We start from the raw sequence: 25,831 nt of genomic DNA, 5'->3' as shown, positions 1-25,831 counted from the left end.
AATTAATTACCGTCGGGTTTCCTGTAAAGCTTGCCAGGGGGAGAAGGTGACCGCTCCCGTTGTGCCGTTCACCGTCCAGGTGCCTTCGCCCGGGATGGTCATGCTGGTAATGTCGCCGTTCGCATCTGTTACCAGCCCCGTCGCGGTGCCCGGTGCTACCAGGCTGACCGTTGTCGGGTCAGGCGTTCCGTCCGCATCCGAGTCATTGGACAACAGGTTCACGATGACCGCCGTTCCGTTCACATTGCCTAAACTGCTGTCATTGGTCGCCACCGGTGGCTGTTCGATACCGAAGTTTTGATTTATTAACCCGGCGGTTCCTGAATTTACAGTGATCAGTCCGGTTGTATTCGCCGTGCTGGCTGTTCCCGCAAGGTTTGTTCCTGTGCTGACATATCCGGCTGGGATGGTTGAAGCTGTCAGGTTGGTGTTGCCGGTTGCATCCGCATTGGTCAAAATGATCTGGTAGCTGGTGCTTTGGGCAACACCCGGGAAGGTATAGTTTCCGCTGCCGTCTACCTGAACAGACTGGATCACATCATTGGTCGCAGGGTCAACCAGGTTCGCCCATACACCTGCGGTGATCGGGTTTTCAGTATTGTTGACCGCGTTTCCGTTCGCATCGTCCCAGACATTACCAGAGATACTTACCAGAGATAGGTAAGTAATTGTTACAGTGGCGTTGTTGGAAACTTTGCTGGCGTTGTCTTCCACATTGTAGCTGATCACGGCCGGGTTTCCTGTGAAGTTTACCAGTGGCGTGAAGGTAATCGCTCCTGTGGACGGGTCCACTGTCCAGGTTCCTTCGCCTGGGATCGTCATTGAAGTGATATCACCATTGGCATCGGTCACCAGACCAGTGGCTGTTCCCGGGGCTATCAAACTTACTTTGGCCGGATCCGTTGTTCCATCTGCATCGGTGTCGTTGGTCAGTGGGCTGATCGTTACCGGCGTTCCGTTGACATTGCCTAAGCTGCTGTCGTTGGTGGCAACCGGTGGCTGTTCGATCCCGAAGTTTTGGGCAGTTAAACCTGTCGTTCCACTGTTGACCGTAATTACCCCGGTTGTATTTGCTGTGCTGGCTGTTCCTGCAAGGTTTGTTCCTGTGCTGACATATCCAGTCGGGATGGTTGAAGCTGTCAGATTGGTATTGCCGGTTGCATCTGCATTAGTCAAAATGATCTGGTAGTTTGTGCTTTGGGCAACACCCGGGAAGGTATAGTTTCCGCTGCCGTCCACCTGAACTGATTGGATTACATCGTTTGTTGCCGGGTCAACCAGGTTTACCCATACTCCTGCGGTGATTGGATTTTCTGTATTGTTGACTGCGTTTCCATTGGCATCGTCCCAGATATTACCGCTGATGCTTACCAGAGAAAGATAAGTGATAGTCACAGTGGCGTTATTGGAAACTTTGCTGGCGTTGTCTTCAACATTGTAGCTGATCACGGCCGGGTTACCGGTGAAGGTTACCAGAGGTGCGAAGGTAATCGCACCCGTTGCCGGGTCTACTGTCCAGGTTCCTTCGCCCGGGATTGTCATGCTGGTGATGTCGCCATTGGCGTCGATTACCAAACCAGTCGCGGTTCCTGGTGCTACCAAACTCACTTTCGTTGCATCCAGTGTTCCCGGAGTTGCGTCTGTATCATTTGTCAACGGATTGATCGTTACCGCCGTTCCGTTCACATTGCCTAAACTGCTGTCGTTGGCCGCCACCGGTGGTTGTTCGATACCGAAGTTCTGGGCCGTCAGGCCGGTTGTTCCACTGTTGATCGTAATGACACCAGTTGTATTTGTCGTATTTACAGTTCCGGCAAGGTTGGTTCCTGTATTTACATACCCAGTCGGGATTGTCGAAGCAGTCAAATTCGTATTACCGGTTGCATCTGCGTTAGTTAAAATGATCTGGTAGTTTGTGCTTTGGGTCACACCTGTGAAGGTATAGTTTCCGCTGGCATCAACTTGTACAGACTGGATCACATCATTTGTTGCAGGGTCAACAAGGTTTACCCAAACTCCACTTGTAATTGGACTTTCTGTATTGTTTACTGCATTTCCATTTGCATCATCCCAGACGTTACCACTAATACTTACAAGAGATAAGTAGGTAATTGTCACGGTTGCATTGTTTGAAACTTTGCTGGCGTTGTCTTCCACATTGTAGCTGATCACGGCCGGGTTACCGGTGAAGGTTACCAGAGGCGTGAAAGTAATCGCTCCTGTTGCCGGGTCCACTGTCCAGGTTCCTTCGCCCGGGATGGTCATGCTGGTAATGTCACCATTGGCGTCGGTTACCAGACCTGTCGCGGTTCCTAGTGCTACCAAACTCACTTTCGCTTGATCAAGCGTTCCGTCGGCGTCCGTGTCGTTGGTCAGCGGGCTGATCGTTACCGGCGTTCCGTTTACATTGCCTAAGCTGCTGTCATTGGCCGCAACCGGTGGCTGTTCGATACCGAAGTTCTGCGCAGTCAGGCCGGTTGTTCCGGAATTTACTGTGATCACACCAGTTGTGTTTGCTGTGCTGGCAGTTCCGGCAAGGTTTGTTCCGGTATTTACATATCCGGCTGGTATTGTTGAAGCTGTCAGGTTGGTGTTGCCGGTTTGATCAGCACTGCTCAGGATAATCTGGAAGCTGGTGCTTTGGGCCACACCCGGGAAGGTATAGTTTCCGCTGCCATCTACCTGAACAGACTGGATTACATCATTTGTCGCTGGGTCAACCAGGTTCACCCATACACCTGCGGTAATCGGGTTTTCAGTGTTGTTGATCGCATTTCCGTTGGCATCGTTCCAGACGTTACCGCTGATACTTACCAGAGAAAGATAAGTGATCGTTACCGTGGCGTCGTTTGAAACCTTTCCTGCGTTGTCTTCTACATTGTAGCTGATTGCGGTTGGATTACCCGTGAAGGTTACCAGCGGCGTGAAAGTGATCGCGCCTGTTGTTGGATCAACTGTCCACGTTCCTTCGCCTGGGATAGTTACACTTGTAATGTCTCCGTTTGCGTCGGTTGTGTTTGTTGTTGAACCAACTGGTGCTACCAGACTTACCGTTGTTGGATCTGTTGTTCCGTCAGCGTCCGTGTCATTGGTCAAAGGCGTTACCGTTACTGGTGTGCCATTCACATTGTTATTGCTAACATCTGCGGTTGCTACTGGTGGGATCTCGATACCGAAGTTCTGTGCTGTTAAGCCGGTGGTTCCGCTGTTTACTGTGACCACACCTGTTGTGTTTCCGGTATTAGCAGTTCCGGCAAGGTTTGTTCCTGTGTTTACATAAGTTCCAGGAAGCGTTGAAGCTGTCAGGTTCGTGTTGCCCGTTGCATCTGCATTGGTCAGAATGATCTGGTAATTCGTGCTTTGGGCCACACCTGCGAAGGTGTAGTTTCCGCTTGCATCAACCTGGACCGACTGGATTACATCATTTGTCGCAGGGTCAACCAGGTTCACCCATACACCTGCGGTGATTGGATTTTCTGTGTTGTTGACCGCGTTTCCGTTGGCATCGTTCCAAACGTTACCCGAGATACTTACCAGAGAAAGATAGGTAACTGTCACCGTGGCATCATTGGAAACTTTGCCTGCATTGTCTTCTACGTTGTAGCTGATCACGGCCGGGTTTCCGGTGAAGGTTACCAATGGTGTGAAGGTGATAGCGCCTGTTGTTGGATCGACTGTCCAGGTTCCTTCGCCTGGTACTGTTACCGAAGTAATGTCTCCGTTTGCATCTGTTGTGTTGGTCGTTGAACCAACTGGGGCAACCAAACTAACTGTTGTCGGATCGGTCGTTCCGTCAGCGTCTGTATCGTTGGTCAGAGGCGTTACTGTTACTGGCGTTCCGTTGACATTGTTATTGCTAACATCTGCGGTTGCAACTGGCGGAATCTCAATACCGAAGTTTTGTGCTGTTAAGCCTGTGGTTCCACTGTTTACCGTAACAATACCAGTTGTATTTGCCGTATTAGCCGTTCCGCTCAGGTTCGTTCCAGTATTCACATATGTTCCAGGAAGTGCAGAAGCAGTCAGGTTTGTATTACCCGTTGCATCTGCATTGGTCAGGATAATCTGGTAGTTTGTGCTTTGCGCCACACCCGGGAAGGTATAGTTTCCGCTTGCATCTACTTCTACTGACTGGATTACATCGTTTGTAGCAGGATCAACCAGATTCACCCATACACCTGCGGTGATCGGGTTTTCTGTATTGTTGACTGCGTTTCCGTTGGCATCTTCCCAAACGTTACCAGAGATACTTACCAGAGAAAGATAGGTAATCGTAACCGTGGCATCGTTAGAAACTTTGCCTGCATTGTCTTCTACGTTGTAGTTGATTACGGTTGGGTTACCCGTGAAAGTTACCAGCGGCGTGAAAGTGATGGCTCCTGTTGTTGGATCCACTGTCCATGTTCCTTCGCCTGGGATGGTTACCGAGGTAATATCTCCGTTTGCATCCGTTGTGTTGGTCGTTGAGCCAACTGGTGGAACCAAACTTACAGTCGTCGGATCGGTTGTTCCGTCAGCGTCTGTGTCATTGGTAAGCGGGCTGATTGTAACCGGCGTTCCGTTGACATTGTTCGGACTGCTGTCGTTTGTTGCAACTGGCGGCACTTCAATTCCGAAGTTTTGGGCTGCTAAGCCCGTTGTTCCGCTGTTTACAGTAACTATACCCGTTGTATTTGCGGTGCTTGCCGTTCCGTCCAGGTTTGTTCCGGTATTCACATAAGTGCCAGGAAGCGTCGAAGCTGTCAGGTTTGTATTGCCGGTTGCGTCTGCATTCGTCAGAATGATCTGGTAATTCGTGCTTTGTGCAACACCTGGGAAGGTGTAGTTTCCACTTGCATCTACCTGAACTGACTGCATCACATCATTTGTCGCAGGATCAACCAGGTTCACCCATACGCCTGCGGTGATCGGATTTTCTGTATTGTTGACTGCGTTTCCATTTGCATCGTTCCAGACATTACCAGAGATACTTACCAATGAAAGATAGGTAACTGTCACCGTCGCATCATTGGAAACTTTGCCTGCGTTGTCTTCCACATTGTAGCTGATCACGGTTGGGTTACCCGTGAAAGTTACCAGTGGCGTGAAGGTGATGACGCCCGTTGTCGGATCCACTGTCCATGTTCCTTCGCCTGGAACTGTTACCGAGGTAATATCTCCGTTTGCATCCGTCGTGTTGGTAGTTGAACCAACCGGTGGAACCAGACTTACTTTCGTTGGATCAAGCGTACCAGGCGTTGCGTCGGTGTCGTTGGTCAGCGGGTTGATTGTTACCGGCGTTCCGTTCACGTTGTTATTGCTAACATCTGCGGTTGCTACTGGCGGAATCTCGATACCGAAGTTCTGAGCGGTTAAGCCCGTTGTTCCGGAATTCACAGTAACTATACCAGTCGTGTTTGCAGTGCTTGCAGTTCCGGCAAGGTTTGTTCCTGTATTCACATAAGTTCCAGGAAGCGTCGAAGCAGTCAGGTTTGTATTGCCCGTTGCATCAGCATTGGTCAGGATGATCTGGTAGCTCGTGCTTTGGGCAACACCCGGGAAGGTATAGTTTCCGCTGGCATCAACCTGAACACTTTGGATCACATCGTTTGTAGCCGGGTCAACCAGGTTCACCCACACACCTGCGGTGATCGGATTTTCTGTGTTGTTGACCGCGTTTCCGTCTGCATCATTCCAGACGTTACCAGAGATACTTACCAGAGAAAGATAGGTAATCGTAACGGTCGCATCGTTGGAAACTTTGCCTGCATTGTCTTCAACGTTGTAGCTGATCACGGTCGGGTTTCCGGTGAAGGTTACCAAAGGCGTGAAAGTGATGGCGCCTGCTGTCGGGTCGACTGTCCATGTTCCTTCGCTTGGAACTGTTACCGAAGTAATATCTCCGTTTGCGTCGGTTGTGTTTGTTGTTGAACCAACTGGTGGAACCAGACTTACAGTTGTTGGATCTGTTGTTCCCGGCGTTGCATCGGTATCATTGGTTAGCGGGTTGAATATTACCGCTGTTCCGTTCACATTGCCTGTGCTGCTGTCGTTTGTGGCAACTGGTGGTTGCTCGATACCGAAGTTCGCTTCTGTAATAGCAGCGTTTACGATATTCAATTGCAAAATACCATCTGTCAACCCATCATTTCCTGCACCTGAACCCAGATTTTCACCAGTACTTACCCAACCCGATGGCAATGCAACAACAGGTACGGCTGTTTGGCCAACTGTGGCTGTATTTGTTGTGATATACACACTGTAATCATTTCCAGAAGTCGCTCCAAAACTGTATGTCCCATCTGCATTTACAGTGGTCATTGCCGCTACGGCACCTGTGGTGTTATCATATAAGATTGCGTTCAGTCCACCTGCGTTGGTTCCTGTACCGTCAATTGTGTTTACAGGCGTTGGATTTAACCCATTAGTATCATTGAATACATTTCCGCTAACCGGATAGCTAAGTATCGCTGATGTGCAACTGGCACCATCGTTAAAAGTAGATGGAGAAGTGGTTGATAACAGGGTCGCCGTATTAGTAACTACGTCAACTCGGTAGTATTTGCCTTGTACATTTCCAAATGCATATAGCGTTCCTGAACCATCATAGAAGATTGATCCAAAAGTATTTTCTGACTGAAAAGTAGAACCCGATATCAAAGATGAAGAAAAGGATACAGCACCTGTGGTTGGTTCAATCGTCGCAACCCTATATGCATTGCTGCCAGGTGAATTGATAACGCCAATCAATTTATTGGTTGCCGAATTGTATACCCAATCATTGATATTGATTGGTGTCCCAATTGATGTACCATAAGGCGCTGCCTCCAATGCGTAACTTGCTGTGGGGTCTACCAATTGCAAATAAGTAGAACGGCTGGCATTAACATCAACAACATAATAGGTAGCAAAATTATCCGCATATAAATACAGATACCCATTTGGTGAAATCGCCCCCACAGTGAACCCTATGGTTCCTCCACCATTGACGATCGCCGGCAAATTAGCTATAGAAAACCTTGTCAAAGCACCTGTCGCATCCACCCTGACCACTTGATTCGCGATCCTTTCAACACCCCAAATATTATTGTCCGATGCATTGTAACCAATAGCATTGATATTAACCGCGCCGAGATTTGCGACCAGGGTCCTGACTCCAGTATTTAAATTATAGCTATAGAGGTTATTGCCTGCCGAAGCGCCCGCAATCTGGTAGGCCAGGTTGGTACAGGCAAACGAAGTTGCCGTCGTAAACGGCATGGTAACGGTAGCAGCCGCACTTACCTGATTTGCTGCATCCACTTCACTGTAAGTAAATGTTACAGAAGTTACCCCATCATTAGGATCAAGCGTAAGCAATGCAGGATCGTAAGTTGATATTACCTGTCCTGCAATAACAGCAACACCATTGTAATAAAGTGTACCATTGGTCGGCAGATCCTGAATTTTAATCGTATTTGTAAGACTTGTTCCGTTGTATGTTCCATCCTCAGGATCTGTTCCATGAAGCGTTGGGACAACTACTTTTCCATTTCCACCCGGATTTTGCTGTGTGGTTGCTGTTACGGGAGTAGCTGTTGGCAATTGCTCGATACCAAAGTTCTGTGCGGTTAATCCAGTTGTTCCGGAATTTACAGTAACGATACCAGTTGTGTTTGCAGTACTTGCCGTTCCATTCAGGTTCGTTCCTGTGTTTACATACGTTCCAGGAAGCGTTGAAGCAGTCAGGTTCGTGTTACCCGTTGCATCCGCATTGGTCAGAATGATCTGGTAGCTCGTGCTTTGGGCTACACCCGGGAAGGTGTAGTTTCCACTTGCATCTACCTGAACTGACTGCATCACATCATTTGTCGCCGGGTCAACCAAATTCACCCATACACCCGCGGTAATCGGGTTTTCTGTATTGTTGACCGCGTTTCCGTTTGCATCGTTCCAAACATTACCAGAGATACTTACCAATGAAAGATAAGTAATCGTTACGGCCGCATCATTTGAAACTTTGCCGGCGTTGTCTTCAACATTGTAGCTGATCGCAGTCGGGTTTCCGGTGAAGGTTACCAGTGGGGTGAAAGTGATCGCTCCTGTTGTTGGATCAACTGTCCATGTTCCTTCGCCTGGAACTGTTACCGAAGTAATGTCTCCGTTCGCATCCGTTGTATTGGTCGTCGAACCAACTGGTGGAACCAGACTTACAGTTGTTGGATCTGTTGTTCCCGGCGTTGCATCGGTATCATTGGTTAGCGGGTTGATTATTACCGCTGTTCCGTTCACATTGCCCGTACTGTTGTCGGCAACGGCTACTGGTGGCTGCTCGATTCCGAGGTTCGCATTGGTTACGTTTGCTGAAATTGTTCCCAAAGGCAAAATACCATTTACTACTCCATCGTTACCAACTGTCGCACCCAGATTTTCACCCGTACTTACCCATCCAACCGGTAGCGCAACAGCAGGTGCCGCGCTACCAACCGTAGCGGTGTTGGTTGTAATTTCTACATTGTAATTCCCTGCGGCCACATCGAAACTGTATGTTCCGCCCGCACCTATTGCAACCACCGCAACCACGTTTCCGGTTACTGCATCAACCAAAACCGCGTTCAATCCTCCCGCATTGGTAACCGGTCCGTCAACGGTATTAACAGGAGTTGCATTTAAACCATTGGCATCATTGAAAACACTTCCGGTCACATTTAGCAGAACCACAGTCGCGTCATAGGAGGGGCAAAGTGGTGCTGTTAAGGTCAGATTGCAACCAAAACCTATTTGCTGAGCGTCGGTAGCCGTACCGTTTCCTGCCGAACCACCGATGTGGTGCCCTGTGTAGCAAGGCTGGGTTGCTCCTTGTTTGTAATATTCAGTAAAGTGACCTCCTACTTCTACATAACGTGCGATATCGGTTCCAACTGTAAAGCCGTCAGGAACACGCGGACGGTTAGAGTTAGTAGTTGCAAGTGGCGCACCAATCATACCCTCGTTGTTATTTCCCCAAAGAAGCAACGTACCGGTCGTTAAAATTGCTCCGGCTGCAGGATGAAATTCGTCATTATCATTGGCACTGATAAAATTAACATTTTCCAGGGGTAAGCTTCCGGAAACGGTCTGTACCACATTTGTCCATGTCTGAGCATCGGTTGTATTTCCTGTTCCCAACTGGCCCTCGTCATTTTTACCCAATACATAAATGCGCTTTGTTGTATTGTGAAGCACATAGTATGAAGCAAGATAAAACGGACTGGTATGTGAACTGTGCGTTATGGCGATCATTTTAACGTCACTTAAACTGGTAAACGCAGCTGGTTTTGTCATCAGCGTCGCGTAACCACGTGCAGTTGGACCGCTGCCTGCTGTACCCAGATACGTGTTAATCCCCCATGTGTACCAGTCGTTCCCACTTGTGATTGCGAACACACCGCCGCCGCTTGCTCTTAAAACAACAACTCCCGTAAGTGGCGTGGCTGCCGCAGTAAGTGCCTGATGCCAAACTGCACTTGTACCAGCTGCACGAACTGGTGCAGTGCCATCTCCCCAGCTATTACTGAAATGGCTCAATGTATAAACAGTACCCGCATTGGTAAGGATTGTAAGTCCCGAACCATTTGCCGTCATCATTTTTACGTCGGTCGGACTAACGCCGGTTGGCAAACCATCCGCTTTGCTGTTTACTGCTATTTTTTGAAACGGAACACCCAGGCTTGCATTGTTCGAGGTGATGCTTCCGGCGATAATAATGTTGTCATAACCCCATGCGTACAAGCCAGTTGTAGTTAGTAAAAAGGAAAGACTTTCACGACCTTGGGTACCCAAGGTTGCCAGGATCACATCTCCCGTATAGTTGTAACCGTTGGCAGGAGTAACGTCAGCCGGGGACAACTGTCCATTGGCATCATTCCCATCGTAACCGCCTGGTTGCTGGTATTGCCCCCAGGTTGTGTAACCTCCACTTGAATTTTTTGCCAGCGTGTTATGCCATCCGCCAATAAGACCGTCATATTGCGTAGTAGTCGCTGCGCAGGGATCTTGTGAAAGACTTGTTATTTGTTTTACACCAAAGTTCTGATTGGCCAAAGCACCCGTGCCTGATGCAACAGATATTACGCCGGTCTGATTTAGTGAGTTGGAAACACCGCTGATGTTCACGCCTGTATTGGCCCAGTCGTTAGGTAAGCTACCGCTGCTTAACACGGTGCCGACCGCGCGTGAGCCGTCCGTCAATACAATGTTATATGCAGTACTGCCGGCACCTCCAAGGCTATAAGCACCGGTTGTGGCGTCCACCAATACGGATTGGATCACTGCACCTGTAGTGAAATTTACAAGGTTGGCATAAATACTTCCTGCGTTGGTAAATGCTTCTGCAGAATTAACGGCATCGCTGTTTACGTCATTCCAAACCGTACCGCTTATTAATCGCGCGGCCGCAGTAACCGGAACTGTAACTGTGATATTTAACGAAGGTATACCGGCATTGTCAACCACATTGTAAGTGAATGACGTGCTTAAAGCAGTACTCGTAGTACCCGTCGGATCCATAGAAACCAGGGCCGGATTGAAATTCGTGAATGAGGTGGACGCGGATACTGCAACGCCATTGTAATAAAGTGTTCCGTTGGTTGCGGGGTTTAAAATGACAGTCCGGCCGGAAAGATTACTGGCATACGCACCACCATCTTCCACATCTGTACCGTTGAAAACCGTAGATGGGATCGCCACAGTTGCTGTACCTCCGGGATTTGGCTGAGACGCAGCGGATGCGGCGGTTCCGGTCGGTCGTCGTTCGATCCCAAAATTGGCATTATCGACTGTTGTGTTTACTGGTCCCAGTGACAATATACCATTAACGGTACCGTCGCTGCCTGCTGCGGCACCCAGATTTTCACCCGTACTTGCATAGCCCGTAGGAAGCGCAATAACAGGAATTGTTGCCGAACCGACCGTAGCCGTATTGGTTGTAAGATAAACCGTGAAACTGTTTCCAGGTGTTGCGTTTACTCCAAAACCATAAATACCTGTTGCAGGAACGGCCATAATGGCTGCAACTGTGTTGGTGGTGTTATTGTATAAAATCGCGTTCACAGCACCACCGTTTGTACCGGTTCCATCAACAGTGCCATCGATAAGGCCGTCTGCATCAGCATATACATTACCGCTCACTTGTATTTGTGAAGCCAATACACCAAATTCAGAGGTGTTACCACTCGCGTCAATGGCGATGGCGGTTATTTTATCACCAATGGCAAAACTTGCACCACTAACCAGTGTAAATGAAGTATTAAATGCATTAACAATGGCGGTTATACTTCCCAGATATTGAACACCTTCTCCATGAGACACCACCCGCGTACAAACGCCATTCGTTAATGCACCATTCTGGTCACCATCGTCAGCAATTTTGTAAAATTGGATTACTTTATTTCCTGCAATGCTCGCACCGGCGGTACTTTCGTTGCCGTTACAAGTGCTGACATAACCTGCTACTGAAATGGTAGTACCAGAAAAAGTGAAGCCTGTAATAACCGGATAATCCAGCGACAGGTTTCCGGTATTTGCAGTCGTGACACCGTCGTTAAGCGTCATTCCATTATCGTTCAGGTCGATTGGAAGTCCTTTATTGTTGTAAAAAGAGTTCCTGGATATCCTGTTCCCGGTGGATCCGCTGCCTGCCGGACTAACCACAATTACACCGGACCTGCTTGCCGCTACACTCGCGTCCGTACCATTGTTGGCAATGATATTTGCTTCGGTTGCATCGTTGGTTCCGTCGTCGTTTGAGCCGATACGGTTATTCGTCGAAATCGTTGTAGTAGAACCTATCCGGATTCCTTCCTTTGAGTTTCCCAGCGCCGTTGTGCCATCTGCACCCACGCCGATATAGTTTCCTGCAACGATCGTAGTTGCCGTTGCACCTCTAAGATAAACTCCCCGGCTGTTTATTGCAGAGGTAATAATATTCCTTTCGAGCACATCGTCGTCACCATCCGCATCCGTACCTATCAAAACGCCCTGTGCATTGTTGATATCAATGCCAGTTCCGGACAACGTTCCCCCACCCTGCCCGTTACCCAGCGCAACGTTGCCTGTTAAACTCGCGCCCACATAATTTCCGGAAATGCGAACTACCGCGCCGCTCACCCCATCAACTACCAAAATTCCGGAAGTCCAGTTACCCGAAACAATATTTCTTACCACACTTGCCACTGCGGTTGCATGTGTAGCATCATCAAAGCCAATTATGGAACTAGACCCTGAAACCAGTGTACTCAGCGTAATGCCAGGATAGCTTCCAGTATTCGCTTTCTTGCCATTGGGAACTGCAATTAAACCTGTCTTATCAGTTCCAATATAGTTTCCGTCGATTTTCAGGTTGTTAATACCGCCAACCACACCAATTCCCGTACCGTTATTACCTGAAATAATGTTTCGTTCCAACACATCGGATGTGCCATCACCATTGGTTCCTATTAAGACAGACGAAGCGAGTGCCGTTCCTGCCATTACAATCCCGGTCTGTCCGGCGGCTTCTCCTGCTCCTATCGTGGGAAGACCATTGCCTGCGGCAGTAAGCCCGTCGGCCTGCAAACCGATATAATTTCCGGATATTTTAATATTTGTAAATGTGTAGGTACTTCCGATAAATCCGAGCTCTATTCCATCTCCGCCTGTAGAACCAGCTGAATTACTGATCACATTTCCCTCGTTGGCGTCATTTACGCCGTCTCCATCACTCCCGATAAAAATGTTTGTAAACGTACCTGTTGCAGTACCATTAAGACCAACAAATATTCCATCATCGCCATTGTAATCGGCTGATGATGCCGGGCTTACGCCGCTTGCAAGAACACCTATGTAATTGCCCCAGATACTCATACCACTTACTCCCGGCTCAACGAGAATCGGCTCATTGCCATCACCGGTATTATAGATGGAAAGTCCGCTAACGACTGATCCGTCAGCAGTTCCCGTGAAACGGAATAAACCGTCATTGGTAGAAGCGCCCCGGGTTCCGCCGGTAGTTTGCGATCCGCCATCAATCTGAATCAAAATCGTCCGGCTTCCGATGGCGCCCTGCGCAGTACCTGTTTGAGAATAACCATTAATGGTAGTGGGGCCTGTAATGAGCGGCAGGTTCGCCAGCATAGTGAGAGTTTGCACACCAGCGCCGGCAATGTTAAAATTAATAATGTCGGCTCCGGCATTGGAGTTGGCATTGATAATTGCCTGACGCAACGTCCCGGTACCCGCATTTACCGCCGGGTTTGTTCCTCCTGCATTGTCACTGGCAGTTGTAACTACGTAAGTGGCGGCATTGGCCTCCATTAGACCGGTAAAAATCAACAGCAATATCATCACCTGCCGTAGCAAATGATTTTTTACCGGTGTTTTTTTTAAGTTAAACCCGCGATGCAGATAAAATTTGTTTTTTGTAGAATCTTCCATAAAAATAGTGGTTACCAGATAGTAGATTGTGCCTGATGAGCATGCCCTGCGCATGATGAGTTTACTAACCCATAAAGATAAATGGAGAAATAGCCTTGTGAAACCCGGGAAATATTGTTAGTTTTTAGGGTAAACATTGTTTGTTTGCCTTAATCAGTACAATAAATATTTGTCACAACGAAACACTTAAATAAATTACCTGTATATACTTAAAATTAGCGATGGCACTATCAGCAGATAACGTCAAGTTGATCATTTGAGTAAGGTACTGATCAGCAATTCTTAAGCGGAAAGACTGTAAAACAAGCACTTTCCGGTTTGGATAAAATCCCTATTATCCCCACAATTTTAAACCTTCCTATATAAAAAAAGGTACAGCCGAGCGCTTAATGCTCTGAACCGTACCTTTTTATATGAATGAGATTAGTATAAAAACCCCACGTCAATATGGAGGGCACTGAAAAAGCTTCTCAATTATAGGACTACCCAGAGCGGTCAGGTAAATTTTATTTACTTGACCGCTTTTGTTGTTTAAATGTGATCTGCAAATGGACTACCGTCCCAAAATGTTCGAATTTAGGTTTATCAGTGTTTGTCTTTAGTTTTGCGAGCCTAGTTGGTAAGTTTGATAATTCTTTTCAGATTTACTGCGAAGATGGCTAATGCTCCCTGCATCTGCATATTTTCAATTCCATAAGATGTTGCGCGGCCATAGCCATGGACATTCTTTAATTCACTGTTTTTTGCTTCGATCTTATACCGATGTTTTATTTTCTGCTTGTAATAGTCAGTTTCCTGAAAGGCTGTCTGTTGGAGGTGCGAGTCCGATTTTATGCTCACTGAATAGGATTTCGTTTTGGCCCCCCGCTTATAACAGTTCTCACTTAAGGGACAGATTTTACACTTCTCGACATCGAAATAGTAGGTATAGGTCTGATTTGTCCCCACATTCTTCCTTCCCTGACGTGCCTTTCGAATGGCCAGATGCCCGGCCGGGCATACGAACATGTCCGCATCTTTGTTGTAATCGAAGCGGTCTTCATTCTTTCTGGATCCTTGGGTAATAGAAGGGTTCAGCTTGGCAACCACCTTGATATCCTGCTCACTGGTTAGTTGAAGATTATCCTTTCCCGAATAGGCTGAATCGCCGATGATCGTGTCTACTTCAATGCCGTTGTCCTGGCTGATCTGCAAAAGTTCAGGAAGTTGTGGACCATCTCCCTTTTCTCCCGAGGTGACCACTGCGGCGGTAATAATACGTTCTTCTGTCATGGCAATATGGGTCTTGTAGCCAAAGAACTTGCTGTCAGACGATTTATGGCCCGTCCTGGCATCGCTGTCTTTGGAGAGCGTATAGTTCTCCAAAGTATCCTCCATTGTTTCCTTTAACAGGTTTAGTTTTTCCTTGATCGCAGGGATATAGATCAACGTCTGATCCGATTCTATACACTTCGCAAGCTCATTACAATAGGCAAGCTCCTTTTCGAGCTCGCCCGAATCATTCTTTTTAGGCATACGCTCTTTAATGTCAGCATCCACAGCATAAACGGCTTTGCGTAAAAGCTTTGAATGCTCCCTAAGCACCTTAAGGGCTGAATGTGGATTAGATCTGGAAAGCGAATGGGTAGCATCTACGATAATGGATCGAGAGCAAACAATACCCTTTTCAATCGCTATGGAGACTGTTTTGCCTATCAACAGCTTCAATAAGTCGGCATCTTTCAAACGCAATTTTCTAAACTTTGTCAAAGAGCTCGGATTGATGACTTCATCCTCGGGGGCCATGCCAAGGAAATACTTGAAGGACATATCGTAGCGGGAACGTTCGACTACATCTACGTCTGAAATGGTGTAGATTGTCTTCAGCAACAGGAATTTGAACATCCGTACGGGGCTCTGTGCTGCACGTCCGTTATCAGAACAATATTTACCTGCAAGCTCATCATAAATGAAGCTAAAGTCGATCAATTCATTAATCCTGCGAAGAAGATTGTCCTTGGGAATGATCAGGTCATACAATCCGGCGAACGCAGTAAATTGAATTTTTTGTTGGTGAATTAACATCTGAATCCCTTTCTAAATCCACCTTAAGATACCAAAAAAGGAGCAGAAAAACTTAATTTCCTACTCCTTTCTCTGACTCAGATACAAGAGGACTTTTTCAGTACCCTCTCAATATGTGGGGCTTCTCCTTATTTTACAATTACAAATTTAGCGGTCATCGTCCCTTGTTCCTTTGTCGCAACTTTTATCAGGTATAAACCATTTGAAAGGTTTTGCGTATTGATTTGTCCATTGCTCACAACGGTTGTCAGACGAAGGATACCAGCGCCATCATACACCTTTACTGATTCTCCCTCATGTCCCGGAACCTGCACCTGTACGTTTGCCGGGTTCGGGTAGATTTCCAACTTAGCTGCGGGTTCAAATGTAACCTGACGAATGGTGCTATACGCATAAGTTGCATTAAGGCGGTCCGACGCCTGGTCTACCATCTTCAAACGGTAATAATTTGTTCCTGCTGCCGGGCTTTTGTGCGTATAGGTATAAGTGTTTAATTGTTTGCTGTCCTTGTGCGATTCTACCTGGCTTAGCACGTTCCAGCTTTTGCCGTTTGTGCTTTGCTGGATCTCAAAATAGTCGCTGTTTACTTCTTCCGTGGTGGTCCATTTCAGTGTCGCTGACATTCCTTCTTTCACAGCCGTAAAGCTTGCCAGGGTTACCGGTAATGGGGAAGCCCAGTTGAGCGTATAAGTCGCAGGAGTTTTGTCAATTTGCCCGGCTGCATCCACATACGCATAAGTGAAAGACGTGGAAGTATATCCGGTCCCTGTCAGTTTGATCTGCAATTGCGACGGATCAAAGTCAGGGATTACTAACGGGGTTGCGGGTGAAGCGTCCGTGAGCAGCTCTCCATTGTACCATAACTCTCCGTTGGTTGGCAGCGACGTGATTGCAATCGTTTTACCTGCCAGGTTTCCGCTTGTTGGCTGATCCTCAGGGTCACTGCCTGTCAATGGCGGCACGGTGGCAAGAGAACCATCCAGTGTTACAAACTGGTTAGATGTAGGCTGCGTTGCAAGTGTTCCGGTTTTATTGTCGGAAGCTGGCAGTTGTTCGATACCGAAATTGGCAGCAGTTATATTACCTGTTGAGGTTGTTACAGCAATGACACCAGGTGTGTTTGCTTCAACGCCTGATCCGGCGGCATTTCCGGAACCAAATGACTCACCTGTATTAACCCAGTTTGCATTCGGAAGCGAAGGCGCTGGTGCCGGACTGCCCGGTGTGACACCAGCTGTATTGCTTAAAACAACCGTGTAAGCTGTATTCTGAAAGGCATCTGTGAAAGTATATACACCATTGGCATCAATATCAGAACTGCTCACTACATTGCCTGAACTGTTGACCAGGTAAGCGGTCAGGGTAGCAGAACCTGCATCGGTTCCGGCTTCGGTTCCGTTGACTGTTATATCCCCATCGGCATCGTCCCAGACACTTCCGCTGATACTTACCAGGGAAAGATAAGTAATTGCTACTGTTGCATTATTCGAAACTTTGCTTGCGTTGTCTTCAACATTGTAGCTGATAACGGTTGGATTTCCGGTGAAAGTAACTAACGGCGTAAAGGTAATTGCTCCTGTTGTTGGGTTCACCGTCCAGGTTCCTTCGCCTGAGATTGTCATGCTGGTAACGTCTCCGTTGGCATCAATTACAACACCGGTTGCTGTGACTGGCGCTACCAAGCTCACTTTTGTAGCATCCAACGTTCCAGGAGCCGTATCCATGTCATTGGTCAGCGGATTGATAGTTACGGGTGTGCCGTTCACATTACCTAAACTATTGTCGTTTGTTGCAACTGGTGGAATTTCAATACCGAAGTTCTGTGCCGTTAAACCTGTTGTACCGGAATTAACAGTGATCACACCTGTTGTATTGGCTGTACTCGCCGTTCCTGCCAAATTTGTTCCTGTGTTAACATAAGTTCCGGGAAGCGTTGAAGCCGTCAGGTTTGTGTTGCCCGTTGCGTCGGCATTGGTTAAAATTATCTGGTAACTGGTGCTTTGGGCTACACCTGGGAAGGTATAGTTTCCGCTGCCATCTACCTGTACAGATTGGATCACGTCGTTTGTTGCAGGGTCAACCAGGTTTACCCACACACCTGCGGTGATTGGATTTTCTGTGCTGTTCACCGCATCGCCATTGACATCGTTCCAAACATTTCCGCTGATACTTACAAGTGCCAAATATGTAATGGTTACCGTTGCATCGTTGGATACTTTACCTGCGTTGTCTTCAACATTGTAGTTGATTACCGTTGGGTTTCCTGTAAAAGTTAAAAGCGGCGTGAATGTAATTGCTCCCGTTGTTGGGTTCACTGTCCATGTTCCTTCGCCGGGGATTGTCATACTTGTGATGTCTCCGTTGGCATCAGTAACAACTCCTGTTGCTGTGACCGGAGCTACCAGACTTACCGTTGCACCATCCAATGTTCCGGGAGTACCGTCAGTGTCATTCGTCAATGGATTGATGGTTACCGGTGTTCCGCTCACATTGTCCAAGCTACTGTCGTTGTTAGTAACAGGCGGCTGTTCAATACCAAAGTTGGCGTCAATTACTGATGCACTCACTACCCCGATAGACAAAATCCCGTCAGTTACTAACTCATGACCAGCAGTTGCCCCCAAATTTTCGGCTGTGTTAACCCAACCTAATGGCAAAGCAACCACTGGGACAGCAGTTTGTCCAACTGTGGCGGTGTTCGTTGTAATATAAACACTATAATTATCGCCTGGTGTTGCTCCAAAACTATATGTACCGTCCGCATTCACCGGAGTTATTGCAGCTACTCTACCTGTGCTGATATCATATAAGATGGCATTTAGTCCACCTGCATTAGTCCCTAACCCATCAACTGTGTTTGTTGGCGTTGGGTTTAAACCATTGGCATCGTTAAATACATTGCCACTAATTGCATAACTAAGAACCGCAGTTGGACAGCTTGCTCCGTCGTTGTTATTGGCTGAAGCTGATGAAGACAATAATGTCGCCGTATTAGTGGCTAAATCTATTCTGTAATATTTGCCTAGTGCATTTGCAAATGCATAGAATACATTGTTGTTTATGTCGTTGAATACACTTCCGAAAGCATTTGTCTCCGTTTGTATGGTGCTGCCTGTAATAGCTGTGGCGCTGTAAGTTACTGTGCCTGTTACAGGATTCAACGATGCAATCTTAAATGCGTTAGTGGCTGTCGGACTTACTACTCCATATAACAAATTTGTTGTAGGATCATAAGTCATGTCTGCCAACGCGATTGGAGAGACAGCGTTGCCAAATGGTGCAAGATCTACTATGTATGCGGCAGTAGGGTCGACCAACTGCAGGTAGTTGGCATGTGCCGGGTTTATATCAACAACATAATAGCGTGTCCCTCCATTTATGTATAAGAAAAGGTAGCCACCCGTCATCACATCTCCAACATTAAAAACTACATTGGTTGGCAGATTAGGAATCGTGAAAGAAGTCATTACTCCTGCGGCATCTAAACGTACCACCTGACGTTTTGCAGGATCCTGATTGAATCCCCATATCATGTTATCAGCAATATTGTAGCCTAGATTGTTTAATGAAATAGGCGTTGCATACACTGCAATTGATGTGCGTACACCGGTATTTACATTATACGAATAAAGTGTAGAGCTACCGCCTGCATTTCCCGCTACCTGATACGCATTGGACGAACAAGCAAACGCAGTCGCAGTCGTAAATGGCATCGTGACGGTAGCTGGTGGGCTTACCTGATTTGCTGCATCGACTTCACTATACGTAAAAGTTACAGAAGTCACTCCGTCATTGGGGTCAAGAGTCAGCAAAGCAGGATTGTAAGTTGGGATTACCTGTCCTGCCGTAACAGCAACGCCATTATAATAAAGTGTACCATCAGTTGGCAGTACCTGAATTTTTATTGTATTGGTAAGACTGGTTCCGTTGTATGTTCCATCCTCAGGATCCGTTCCATTAAGCGTTGGCACAACTACCTTTCCACTACCACCAGGGTTTGGTTGGGTTGCAGATGCTACATCAACAGCGACAGGTGGTTGCTCTATTCCAAAATTCTGAGCCGTTAAGCCAGTTGTTCCTGTATTGACTGTAATTACACCCGTTTGGTTCGCTGTAATTACGGTTCCATTCAGGTTTGTACCTGTGTTTACATATGTGCCTGGAAGGTCTGAAACAGTCAGGTTTGTGTTGGCGCTCTGGTCGGTCTCTGTGAGGATAATCTTGTAATCTGTACTTGGCAACAAACCACCAAAATTATAATTACCTGAACCATCCACCAGTACTGATTGGAGCACAGCATTTGTTGCGGGATCCACCAGATTTACCCAAACACCTGTCGTAATCGGATTTTCACTGTTGTTGATTGCGTCGCCATTTGCATCATCAAAAACGCTACCACAGATTGTTACTTTTACAGTATCTGTTTTAGAACTTAAGCAATCCGTTGTTCCCACATACCTTGCAGATATGGTGAATATGCCAGGTGTTAGACTTGAAAATAAGGGACTGGATTGCGGAAGTGTTGCAAAGCCGTCTTGACTATATTCAAAAGATGAACCCACTGGCGAAGTAACCGTGATGCTTCCTGTTGAAGTACCACATGTTGCGTTGACAACTGTTGTTATAGGAATCGCTGCCGGTGAAATTGCAAAGCTGATATCATCTACTGCAAGGTCGTTACCATTGCCACCATTGGCATTGTTTTGCAATACCAGATCTACGATTGTAGTGGTAGCCACAAACGACAGCGTGAATTTTTGCCAGGGAGCGGCAGCAATATAGTCGATTGGGCCAGTGCTATTATTACCCAGCACAGTATTGGTAGCTGGGTCAATTACAAGAAAAGCAATATTAGGTTTGGTAGCACCACTGCCAATACTTGCCGCCCATGCTGAAAAATCATACTTTTGACCTGGTATCAGATCAGTAAAACGCCGACGGAAAAAGACATCCGGTTCATCGTTTCCATCAACCGCCATCATCCTTCCTTGTCCATCGCCAACTGTATGGTCAAAGAAGCTTGTACCATTAAACAGGTTTTTGGAATTACCAATAACTTTATAGTAGTCGGTAAACGATCCAACCGATGTTGTTGTCCCATAATGGTAATCCGTTTGCCCTATCAGTTCCGGACCATAAGTATCTACCGGACCCGTTCCAAAAGTTTCCAAATAAGCTGATGTACAACTGTTGGTCATTGCCGTTGAAACGATCAGACCATTTTCGAAAATGGCATGTACTATTTCGCCGGCTGCAACATTGAACATAGCCTTGTTGTTAACCACGTCAATTGAAGAATTGCTTGTAGGATCGTACATATAAATGGATTGCAGATCCCAACCACCTGGTAGCGTTTCGGTAACAGTGTATGTACCCGGTGCTACAGCTATCATTTCCGAATTGCTGTTCGTGGGACTCGTATGTACACGTTCATCGTTTAGCCATGATATGGTTGTACCATCAAATACTCTTGTATATACGTTGGCTGCAGTTGGCTGAGACAGACCTACACCCCAAATCTGATCTGCAATGCCGACCGTAATTCTATCAGCATAACCGCGGCTCAGGAGTTCAGGTGTTGCCCAGGTTGTTCCACTTGTCCATTCGAAGATATATTTGTTATTGCCTGGTGTAACGGTGGAAGCCGATGAAAGGAAAATGCGTCCTGTTCCACTTACAGCAATATCTCCGAGAGCCATTGTGGAACTGGCTGGTTTTGCCAGGTTCGTAGCTACTCCTGCACTTGTAATAGAAGAAACAACATTGGTTGATTTTACTACGACAGCACCGCCGGTTGAAGGGTTTCCGTCAATTTGTAAATTATTGGTAGTGGGAGTTGATTCTACCAGAGCCCAAACCGTACCGGAACCGCTATAACGCCATATTGTTCGTGCAGGGGCCGTGCCTGCTGCTGTTGTTATGTATGGACGGCTATCCCAAGCACTACCTATATCAAAAGCGTTGTTTCCACCGTAGCTCGCGTTGGAGGTGCTTAGCTGAGTAACTGTTGTTCCGTCAAAAGCTATAACAAGACCGGCCGTAGTGACAGCAAAACAAGTGTTCCCTGGACCGCCGTCCACATGGCTTACATTGGTAACAGAAGTTGCAATCCATGCTGCTGTTTCCAAATCCCGGTAGTACAACGTGTTGTTCGTGCTACCTACTGCCCAAAGCCTTCCACTTTGCGATGCACCGATATCCACCAACGGTGTCTGTGTTGGGTTATCATTAAGCGTAATGGGAGGTACTATAGTTGGGCCCAACGGTTATATTAAATGTAAAATCCACACTGGAAGATTCGTCCAGCGTCTTTTTGTGGAGGTAGATATACCCATTTTGCGCATAGCAAATATCGGTAAGAGTAACCAGCAAGATGATTAACATCAGGCCTTTGGTTCGTTTTATCATCTTTTTGATTGGTTTAAAAGTGTGTTTGATTGGTTTTAATCGTGTGGTATTATCTTTCTTGTAAAATCTTTTTTTCATTCGCTTATGGGAAATTTTAAAATGGATGGAATATCCTGAAATGCGTTATTCTGTTCTTGTTTGCTTTTGTTTATTTCCTCTAAAAATCAGCTATGAAAATTTGAACGTATATTCTACCCCATATACGTATGACTCAAGTATTTGGATGTATCGATTGGAAATTCACTTTTTTAAGAACATGGTACATGAGGGAGTGAAGCTATTATCAAACTGAAAAGACTTGCATTTCATCTGAAATTCCCTGAAACGAAAAAGCAATTGCAGTGCTCTGGCTCATCAGAAGCTTTAAAAAAACCTGTGAGCTGCCTGGCTAAAAGAAGTAAATTTTAATCATTGAACTGTGCGTGTGTGTATAGTGTATATTTTAATATTTATTCAAAAAAATGTCCTTTTAAATTGCGTTAGGGTGGATTTCCCGGATTAATCATTTTTACCTGACAGCGAACATTTTATAATCATACTTTGCCCTCAAATGTACCTAATATTAGTAGTACCGATATTCTGTAAAACATTGTTTGTTTTTAGGGTAAACATATTTTTTTAACGTGATTTAATAGAATAAATATAATTTTCATTTTGATAAGCAAATATTAGTAACCATTGCCTGCAAAACGGTAAATTAATACAAAAACCGGTTAAAGAGCCCTTTATAAAACAACTTCGTATAGAGTTCAATATTTATTCTATTTAAGACCTACTATCTAAATTTTTATCGAAATGGCATCGTATTAATTCGATTTTAAAGATCTACCGTGTTTAGTTATACGCTAAATAATAACCGGGGTCACAATTCCAATTTTAAAAAAAATTACTATGCATTCACAATAATGGTCACGGTAAAGCCGAAACAGATATTTCAAAAACGCTTTTTGTTGGAATGATCTTTTGATCTAAGAATTTCCAGGCAGCCAAAATATTTCGTCTAACTAAATTAATACAGTAGTTAAAAGGAAGACTTAATTGAATGAGGACATACTCACTGATAAAACTTAGCAAAACATTGCTATTAGCCGGTTAATAAGATTGATGGGTGAGTTATATTATTAACCATAGGATATTATAATATCAACATGAATCAAAAATACTAGCTTGCCAGTGGTTGAATTCTTTGATTTACAGTTTTTGTACGATCCGGTGCTGCTATCTTTGCGTTTTACTAATCTGTATTGGAAAATTTTACCTGATCTTCATCTTCCAGCTTTTCCAGTTCGGCTATTTGTTGGAGGTGGCGTTCCTTCAAATTTGAACGCTCTAATTTGCAAAGATGGATTAGCTCAGCAATTTTGGTGTTGCTTTCTAAAATCCGCTGTTTTCTTTGGGAAGGTAGTACTGTTTCTGCATTGAACAAATAATTCAGATAATCTTCCCGGATCGTGTGGGCAAGTTTTTGCTGGACTGCAAACAATGCATTCAACTCGTCAAATTGCTGCCTGACTAATTTGATTTTTCGTTCCAGTAATTCAATTTTATCCATCCCCTTATTGGCTGAATGAAACATAAATTCTGCGATAAAAATAGTTTCTAAACTTTTAAAAAAAATTTATGACACTACATTTTTCATGCTAAATATTTCTTTGAGAGCCGTTATAACAACTTCTAAAACAGGTCTAAAATTTATATTGTGGCATGGTTTTAATATTAGTTGAGGGAGTATAAATATAGCAATGAAAGAAACAATAACATGTTTAGTAATTGACGATGATCCGGACGATCACGTTATTTTTCAGATGGCCATCCGGCAAACCTGTTTACAGGTAAATTGTATCTTTACTTATGATTGTATGGACGCTTTTCAGAGCTTAAAAGCGGTTAATGTTTCAATTCCGGATTTCCTTTTTATAGATTGGAACCTGTCGGCTATGAACGGTGCCGAATGTTTGTTCAATCTCAGACAGCTACCGCTGGCCAATAGCCAGGTCATTTTTTATTCCGGCTGCATGCCCTACCTGCAAAATCCGGATGAGTTTAAGAACAAATACTTTTTAAAAAAACCGGATACTGTTGAGGAATTTGCCGATGAGCTCAAAATGATACTGGAAACAACTAAAAATGAGACTGATTTTTATTTAAGACAGAAATAAATGCAGTGAACAGGTTTTTCGAACTGCCTCACCAGGATGGGAAACCAATATTTATTTATCCTAAACTAAGCTTAAATAGTATAATATTCTTCATTTTTAAAAAATCTCAAAATTTTCTGTTAAAATGACTAGGGATTTTATCTTGTTAGTTGCCTTTAGAGCATATTAGCATTTTGAAACCTATGTACAAACGTTTTACCGATGAACAATTAGTAGATTCTCTTCGGATTGGCAAGGAAAAAGCCTTTGAAGAAATATACCACCGATACTGGTATAGGTTGTACGCAATCGCATACCAGGAAACCGGCACCAGGGAGGAAGCGGAAGAACTCGTACAGGACGTGTTTGAAAATCTTTGGTGTAAACGGGAGGAATCGGTCATCAAACATTTGCGGGCTTATCTGGTGGTATCCATGAAACACCGCGTAACGAACTACATCAAGTCGTCTATTACACAAAGAAAATACCAGGAATATCTGATACTGAACGAAATTCAGCAATCGTACGGCACGGATGAAATTGTCCATTTTTCTGATCTGTCTAAGGCGGTGGATGAGGTCATGAAAAAGTTACCGGAAAAGACCTCCGAAGTTTTTCGGCTCAGCCGTTTTGAAAACCGGTCAGTAAAAGATATTGCCAAAAAACTCAGCCTTACAGAGAAAGGAGTTGAGTACCATATCACACAGTCTCTCAAAGTTTTGAAAGACCAGTTAAAAATTTACAATTCAGATAACTAAGGCCAGAAATAAGCACCTAATGAATCAACACGACTTCGATATATTGTTGCAGAAATACCTTTCCGGTGAATGCGGGCCCGAAGAGGAAAGCCAGATACTGGAATGGACCGATACCGCACTTGCCAACAAAAAAACGCCCATTAACAAGTCGGAACAAAAAATTGTAGAGAAAAAAATATGGAAACGTATACACTTATCCGTCCTCTCGGCACCTTCTGGTTTTAGTACAATTGGCTGGCGCTGGCTCGCAGTTGCCGCGATGTTAACGGTGCTGTTCAGCGTGGCCGTTATCTATCCTGATTTTTTGCAGCAGTTCAGCACAGGTATCGCTGCAAAAGACGGTTCTGATGATCCGGGTTTTACTTTGATTAAAGATTATGCAGTGATAAAAAACACTTCGGGCCACAGCAGGAAAGTGTCGCTGGAAGATGGAAGTGTAGTAACGCTAACGAAAGAAAGCAGTTTGAAATACCCTAAACATTTTAACAAAAAACTGCGTGAAGTCGAGTTGGAAGGGGAAGCTTTTTTTGATGTCCAAAAAGATTCGGCACGTCCGTTCTTTGTGTACACGGGTGAGCTGGTTACCCAAGTTCTGGGAACAAGTTTTAATGTAAAATCTTATAAAAATTCCAGGACGATCGAAGTTAAAGTAGTGAGTGGCCGCGTTTCGGTGTATGAAAACAAACAAAAAGCACCGCATAACCGGAACGGAGTAATTTTGAGGCCAAACCAGAAAATAACTTTCGACAAGGAATCCAAAAAACTGCTTCCTGAATTGGTGGAAATCCCTTTACTGCAAATCTCACAGGATAAAAAGTTTGAACTGATATTTGAAGACGCCTCGCTTTTACAGGTTTTGTCGGTAATCCAGAAAGCATACGGAGTTGAGATCGTTGTCGAAAATCCGTCGCTGAACGATTGCATTTTTACGGGAGACCTTACAGGACTTTCCCTGCACACACAACTAAGATTTATTTGTAAATCGGTGAACGCCAGTTACGAGCTGAGGGGCACCACTTTTTTTATCAAAGGCGATGGCTGTAATAAATAGCT

The 25,831-nt window shown here is 45.5% G+C and carries 7 protein-coding genes; 3 read left to right on the top strand and 4 right to left on the bottom strand.

Going from position 1 to position 25,831, the window contains the following annotated elements; translation table 11 throughout:
- Positions 1-6 precede the first annotated feature (6 nt).
- The 4 genes from KZC02_RS24720 to KZC02_RS24705 all read right to left on the bottom strand — a co-directional run bounded on the left by KZC02_RS24720 (position 7) and on the right by KZC02_RS24705 (position 23,458).
- Positions 7-13,410, bottom strand: a complete 13,404-nt coding sequence (locus KZC02_RS24720; RefSeq protein ID WP_221391115.1) for an Ig-like domain-containing protein — start codon at positions 13,408-13,410, stop codon at positions 7-9.
- Positions 13,411-14,022: 612 nt separating this feature from the next.
- Positions 14,023-15,474 (bottom strand): IS1182 family transposase, encoded by a 1,452-nt coding sequence (locus KZC02_RS24715; protein ID WP_221390362.1) that lies wholly within the window; start codon positions 15,472-15,474, stop codon positions 14,023-14,025.
- Positions 15,475-15,602: 128 nt separating this feature from the next.
- On the bottom strand, positions 15,603-21,737 hold the full coding sequence (locus KZC02_RS24710; RefSeq protein WP_221391114.1) for a T9SS type A sorting domain-containing protein: 6,135 nt from the start codon (positions 21,735-21,737) through the stop codon (positions 15,603-15,605).
- A 1,379-nt stretch (positions 21,738-23,116) separates the two neighbouring features.
- Entirely contained in the window at positions 23,117-23,458 is a 342-nt protein-coding gene (locus KZC02_RS24705; protein WP_221391113.1) for a hypothetical protein, read from the bottom strand.
- Between the two features lie 166 nt (positions 23,459-23,624).
- Here KZC02_RS24705 and KZC02_RS24700 point away from each other — a divergent pair, with 166 nt between their 5' ends.
- The 3 genes from KZC02_RS24700 (at position 23,625) to KZC02_RS24690 (ending at position 25,829) form a co-directional block, all read left to right on the top strand.
- Positions 23,625-24,041: a response regulator gene (locus KZC02_RS24700; protein WP_221391112.1), complete on the top strand. Its 417-nt coding sequence runs from the start codon at positions 23,625-23,627 to the stop codon at positions 24,039-24,041.
- Positions 24,042-24,223: 182 nt separating this feature from the next.
- On the top strand, positions 24,224-24,778 hold the full coding sequence (locus KZC02_RS24695) for an RNA polymerase sigma factor (protein ID WP_221391111.1): 555 nt from the start codon (positions 24,224-24,226) through the stop codon (positions 24,776-24,778).
- A 19-nt stretch (positions 24,779-24,797) separates the two neighbouring features.
- Complete coding sequence (locus KZC02_RS24690; protein ID WP_221391110.1) at positions 24,798-25,829, top strand: FecR family protein; 1,032 nt, start codon at positions 24,798-24,800, stop codon at positions 25,827-25,829.
- The last annotated feature ends 2 nt before the right edge of the window (positions 25,830-25,831 follow it).

It is taken from the genome of Dyadobacter sp. NIV53 (assembly GCF_019711195.1).
In the GTDB taxonomy this organism is placed as follows: domain Bacteria; phylum Bacteroidota; class Bacteroidia; order Cytophagales; family Spirosomataceae; genus Dyadobacter.
This window is presented reverse-complemented; position numbering and strand designations above follow the sequence as displayed.

Bases quoted from the DNA above. Each gene is read 5' to 3' on its own strand.
- KZC02_RS24720 (WP_221391115.1), bottom strand. From the start codon at position 13,410: ATGGAAGATTCTACAAAAAACAAATTTTATCTGCATCGCGGGTTTAAC.
- KZC02_RS24715 (WP_221390362.1), bottom strand. From the start codon at position 15,474: ATGTTAATTCACCAACAAAAAATTCAATTTACTGCGTTCGCCGGATTG.
- KZC02_RS24705 (WP_221391113.1), bottom strand. From the start codon at position 23,458: ATGTTTCATTCAGCCAATAAGGGGATGGATAAAATTGAATTACTGGAA.
- KZC02_RS24700 (WP_221391112.1), top strand. From the start codon at position 23,625: ATGAAAGAAACAATAACATGTTTAGTAATTGACGATGATCCGGACGAT.
- KZC02_RS24695 (WP_221391111.1), top strand. From the start codon at position 24,224: ATGTACAAACGTTTTACCGATGAACAATTAGTAGATTCTCTTCGGATT.
- KZC02_RS24690 (WP_221391110.1), top strand. From the start codon at position 24,798: ATGAATCAACACGACTTCGATATATTGTTGCAGAAATACCTTTCCGGT.